The organism is Streptomyces sp. UH6 (genome assembly GCF_013421635.1).
In the GTDB taxonomy this organism is placed as follows: Bacteria; Actinomycetota; Actinomycetes; order Streptomycetales; family Streptomycetaceae; genus Streptomyces; species Streptomyces abyssomicinicus.
The window spans coordinates 1-3,531 of the sequence record NZ_JACADT010000601.1 but is presented as its reverse complement, the minus strand read 5'-3'; the positions used below and the strand labels follow the sequence as shown (position 1 = coordinate 3,531).

The following is a 3,531-nucleotide window of genomic DNA, read 5'->3' as shown; positions in this document are numbered from 1 at the left end:
GTGCCCGACGCCCGCCAGGTCATGGGCCGACGCCCGGGAGGCCGGGGCCGGAGGGCCGCGGGCCCGGATGAACGTGAGGCCACAGGGCCGACGCCTGAGAGGCCGGAAGGCCGTGAGACCACAGGGCCGACGCCGGAGGGCCGCGGGCCCGGAGGGCCATGAGGCCGGAAGGCCACGGACCCGGAAGGCCGGGAAGCCGGAGGCCGAAGGCGGGGTACCGGAGGACCGCGGGTCCGGATGAACGTGAGGCCACAGGGCCGACACCGGAGGGCCATGAGGTCGAAAGGCCACGGACCCGGAAGGCCGGGAAGCCGAAGGCCGAAGGCGGGGTACCGGAGGGCCGCGGGTCCGGATGAACGTGGGCCGCGGGTCCGGATGAACGTGAGGCCACAGGGCCGACGCCGGAGGGCCGCGGGCCCGGAGGGCCATGAGGCCGGAAGGCCGGGAAGCCGGAGGCCAGGGAGGCCGAAGGCCGAAGGTCGGAGGCGGGGTACCGGGGGGCCGGGAAGGCCGGAGGCGGGGTCCCGGGGGGCGCAGGGGGCGCTCCCCGCCCTGTCCGGGACCCCGTCGGCCGTGCCGAGGGGGACGAACGCGCTCAGCCCGTGGCGGCCGTGGCCGTCAGGGCGATCCGCTCCTCCCCCGCGTACACGTTCATGGAGGTTCCCCGCAGGAACCCGACCAGCGTGAGCCCCGTCTCCGCCGCGAGGTCCACCGCCAGCGACGACGGCGCCGAGACCGCGGCCAGCACGGGTATGCCGGCCATCACCGCCTTCTGGGCCAGCTCGAAGGAAGCCCGCCCCGACACCATCAGCACCGTCCGCGACAGCGGCAGCGCGTCGTTCTGCAGCGCCCGCCCGACCAGCTTGTCCACCGCGTTGTGCCGCCCCACGTCCTCCCGGACGTCCAGCAGCTCACCCGTCTCGGAGAACAGGGCCGCCGCGTGCAGGCCGCCGGTGCGGTCGAAGACCTGCTGGGAGGCGCGCAGCCGGTCCGGCAGCTCGGACAGCAGCGCCGGCTCCAGCGTCATCGCCGGCCCGTCGCCGTCGTCGATCGCCCACCGCGCGGTCGTGCGCACGGCGTCCAGGCTGGCCTTGCCGCACAGGCCGCACGAGGAGGTGGTGTAGACGTTCCGCTCCAGGGTGATGTCCGGCATGACGACGCCGGGGGCGGTCCGCACGTCGACCACGTTGTACGTGTTGGAGCCGTCCACCGTGGCGCCCGCGCAGTACACGATGTTGCGCAGCTCCGCGCCCGAGCCCAGCACGCCCTCGCTGACGAGGAACCCGGCGGCGAGCGCGAAGTCGTCGCCGGGCGTGCGCATGGTGATGGCCAGCGGCTTGCCGTTGAGCCTGATCTCCAGTGGTTCCTCGGCGACGAGCGTGTCCGGGCGCGCGGAGACCACCCCGTCGCGGATGCGGATCACCTTGCGTCGTTCCGTGACTCGTCCCATAGCCCAGTCAGTCCCGGTTCTGTACGTGCTGGTAGCCGAAGCGGCCCTTGATGCAGAGATTGCCGTGGGTCACCGGGTTGTCGTGCGGTGAGGTGACCTTGACGATCTCATTGTCCTGAACGTGCAGGGTGAGGTTGCACCCTACTCCGCAGTAGGCGCAGACCGTGGTGGTCCGCGTCTGCCGGGACTCGTCCCACGTACCCGCTGCGCGCATGTCGAACTCGCTCTTGAAGGAGAGTGCCCCGGTGGGGCACACCTCGACGCAGTTGCCGCAGTAGACGCAGGCCGACCCGGTGAGCGGGCCGTCGTGCTCCACGGCGATCCGGGCGTCGAAGCCGCGCCCCGCGACCGAGATGGCGAAGGTGTTCTGCCACTGGTCGCCGCAGGCGTCCACGCACTTGTAGCACAGGACGCATTTCCCGAGGTCGCGGACGTAGAGCTCGTTGTCGACCCGGGGCTCCTGGTCGATCCGGGCCGCGTCCGGGCCGAAGCGGTCCGGCTCGGCCTCGTACTCCTTGAGCCAGACGGCGGCGTTCGGGGTGGTGGAGAGGTCCACGCAGGAGGCGAGCAGTTCCAGCACCACCTTCCGGCTGTGCCGGGCCCGCTCGGTGTCGGTGCGCACCTCCATGCCCGCCTCGGCCTTGCGGGAGCAGGCCGGCACCAGGGTGCGGGCGCCCTCGACCTCGACCACGCAGACCCGGCAGGCGTTCTTCGGCTCCAGGGTGTCGCCCTGGCAGAGGGTCGGGACGTCCTTGCCGGCGGCCCGGCAGGCGTCGAGGAGGGTGGAGCCCTCGGGGATCCGGGTCTCCTGGCCGTCCAGGGTGAACTCCAGGAGCCGGCGCGGCACTCCCAGCGGTATCGCGGTCACTTGTACGCCCCCAGACGGTCGATGGCGGATTCCACGGCGTTCCACGCGGTCTGCCCGAGACCGCAGATCGAGGCGTCCTTCATGGCCCGGCCCACCTCGCGCAGCAGGGCGATGTCGCCGGCGGCGTCCGCCCCGGTGCGGTCGGCGATGCGGTGCAGCGCCTCCTCCTGGCGGACGGTGCCCACCCGGCAGGGCACGCACTGTCCGCAGGACTCGTCCCGGAAGAACTCGGCGATCCGCAGCAGCAGCCGGGGCAGCGGCACGGTGTCGTCGAAGGCCATCACCACGCCCGAGCCGAGTGTGGTCCCGGCCTCGCGGGTCCCCTCGAAGGTGAGCGGGATGCCGAGCTCGTCGGCCCGGACGAACCCGCCGGCCGCCCCGCCGAGCAGCACGGCCCGCAGGCCGTCGCGCACCCCGGCGAGTTCCAGCAGCTCCCCCAGCGTGGCGCCGAACGGCAGTTCGTAGACGCCGGGACGCTCCACGCTGCCGGAGACGCAGAACAGCTTGGGGCCGGTGGACCTCCCGGTGCCGACCGCGGCGTAGGCGGGGGCGCCCATGGTGAGGATCGGCAGGACGTTGACCAGGGTCTCCACGTTGTTCTCGGCGGTGGGCTTCCCGAAGAGGCCCTTCTCCACCGGGAACGGCGGCTTGGAGCGGGGTTCGCCCCGGCGGCCCTCGATGGAGTTGAACAGCGCGGTCTCCTCGCCGCAGATGTAGGCGCCGGCGCCGCGCCGGATCTCGATGTCGAAGGCGTACCCCATGCCCAGCACGTCCTCGCCGAGGAACCCGCGGGAGCGTGCCTGGGCGACGGCGTGCTCCATGCGGCGCAGCGCCCGCGGGTACTCGCCGCGCAGGTAGAGGTAGCCCTTGTGGGCGCCGGTGGCGTATCCGGCGACGGTCATGGCCTCCACGAGGGCGTACGGGTCGCCCTCCATCAGGACCCGGTCCTTGAACGTGCCGGGCTCCGACTCGTCGGCGTTGCAGACCAGGAAGTGCGGGTGGTCCGGCTGGGAGGCGGTGGCCTTCCACTTGACGCCCGTCGGGAAGGCGGCGCCGCCCCGGCCGACCAGGCCGGAGTCGGTGACCTCGCGGATCACCCCGGCCGGGCCCAACTCGAAGGCGCGGCGCAGCGCGGTGTACCCGCCGTGGGCACGGTAGTCGTCCAGCGAGGCCGGGTCGACGACGCCGACCCGGCGCAGCAGCGTCAGCTCCG

General features: G+C 73.1%; 3 protein-coding genes. All 3 read right to left on the bottom strand.

Annotated features, from left to right (window positions below; genetic code table 11):
* Nucleotides 1–595 precede the first annotated feature (595 nt).
* The gene (gene fdhD / locus HW445_RS22790; RefSeq protein ID WP_180222830.1) at nucleotides 596–1,450 is read right to left on the bottom strand and encodes a formate dehydrogenase accessory sulfurtransferase FdhD; all 855 of its coding nucleotides are present in this window, start codon (nucleotides 1,448–1,450) and stop codon (nucleotides 596–598) included.
* Nucleotides 1,451–1,457: 7 nt separating this feature from the next.
* The gene (locus HW445_RS22785) at nucleotides 1,458–2,318 is read right to left on the bottom strand and encodes a 2Fe-2S iron-sulfur cluster-binding protein (RefSeq protein WP_180222829.1); all 861 of its coding nucleotides are present in this window, start codon (nucleotides 2,316–2,318) and stop codon (nucleotides 1,458–1,460) included.
* A partial coding sequence (locus HW445_RS22780) for an NADH-quinone oxidoreductase subunit F (protein WP_180222828.1) occupies nucleotides 2,315–3,531 on the bottom strand: 1,217 nt, incomplete at its 5' end. The genes HW445_RS22785 and HW445_RS22780, both read right to left, overlap by 4 nt.

Excerpts from the sequence above, each read along its gene's own strand:
- fdhD (WP_180222830.1), bottom strand. The coding sequence starts at position 1,450 with ATGGGACGAGTCACGGAACGACGCAAGGTGATCCGCATCCGCGACGGG.